This is a genomic window from Xylophilus sp. ASV27, from assembly GCF_016428875.1.
GTDB lineage: Bacteria > Pseudomonadota > Gammaproteobacteria > Burkholderiales > Burkholderiaceae_C > Xylophilus.
Map to the genome: position 1 here is coordinate 1 of NZ_JAELTO010000243.1, position 1,120 is coordinate 1,120.

Consider the following 1,120-nt stretch of genomic DNA (forward strand, 5'->3'; position numbering starts at 1 on the left):
CATGCCCTGCAGCCGGTCGATGTGGGCCTCGGAGTGCGCGCGCATGAGGTCGGCGTGGCTGGCCTGCGGCGCCTCGCGCCGCTCCAGCGCATCGGCCACGCCGGTCAGCAGCAGACGGTCCTCGATCACGTCGAGGCGCTGGGGGCATTCGGGGTGGCCGGCACCCATCTCGTGCCGCCAACAATCGCGATGGGTGAAGTAGCCGGTTTTGTTCAAGAAAAGCCGCTCCATGTCTCTTTTTCGGCTAACGTCAATGCCATGCAGATACAGCAGAAACTCGATGCCTTGCTCGGCCAGCTTAACACGGTGATCGTCGGCAAGCAGGCCCAGGTGCGCGACTGCGTGGCGTGCCTGCTGGCGGGCGGCCACCTGCTGATCGAGGACATGCCCGGCGTGGGCAAGACCACCCTGGCGCACGCGCTGTCGCGCACCTTCGGGCTGCAGTTCTCGCGCGTGCAGTTCACCGCCGACCTGATGCCGGGCGACCTGGTCGGCGTCTCGGTCTATGAGCGCGGGCGCGAAGGCTTCGTGTTCCACCCGGGCCCGGTGTTCGCCCAGGTGCTACTGGCCGACGAGATCAACCGTGCCAGCCCCAAGACCCAGAGCGCGCTGCTCGAGGCCATGGAGGAGAAACAGGTCACGGTCGAGGGCGAGACGCGCGCCCTGCCCCATCCGTTCTTCGTCATCGCCACGCAGAACCCGCATGACCAGCTGGGCACCTTCGCGTTGCCGGAGTCGCAACTGGACCGCTTCCTGATGCGCATCTCGCTCGGCTATCCGGACCGCGCGGCCGAGCGCGTGCTGCTGCAAGGCGCCGGCCGGCGCGACATGCTGGACCACCTGCTGCCGCTGCTATCCACCGAGGAGCTGGCCGCGATCCAGCATCAGGTGCTGGCGGTGCATGCCGCCGAGCCGCTGCTGGACTACGTGCAGGCGCTGCTCGCGGCCACGCGCTCCGGGCGCTGGTTCGTGCAGGGCCTGTCGCCGCGCGCCGGCCTGGCACTGCTGCGCGCGGCCAAGGCGCAGGCCCTGCTGGCCGGGCGCGACTACGTGGCGCCGGACGACGTGCAGTCGATCCTGCCGCAGTGCACCGCGCACCGGCTGGTGCCGATCGGCCAGG

At 69.6% G+C, this 1,120-nt stretch carries 1 protein-coding gene and 1 pseudogene; one reads left to right on the forward strand and one right to left on the reverse strand.

Annotation, left to right across the window (positions count from 1 at the left end; translation table 11 throughout):
• Window positions 1-216, reverse strand: a pseudogene (locus JHD63_RS22645) (histone deacetylase family protein); the annotation flags it as partial.
• Between the two features lie 42 nt (window positions 217-258).
• Here JHD63_RS22645 and JHD63_RS22650 point away from each other — a divergent pair.
• Window positions 259-1,120: AAA family ATPase (locus tag JHD63_RS22650; RefSeq protein WP_198973052.1), on the forward strand; the 862-nt coding region annotated here is incomplete at its 3' end.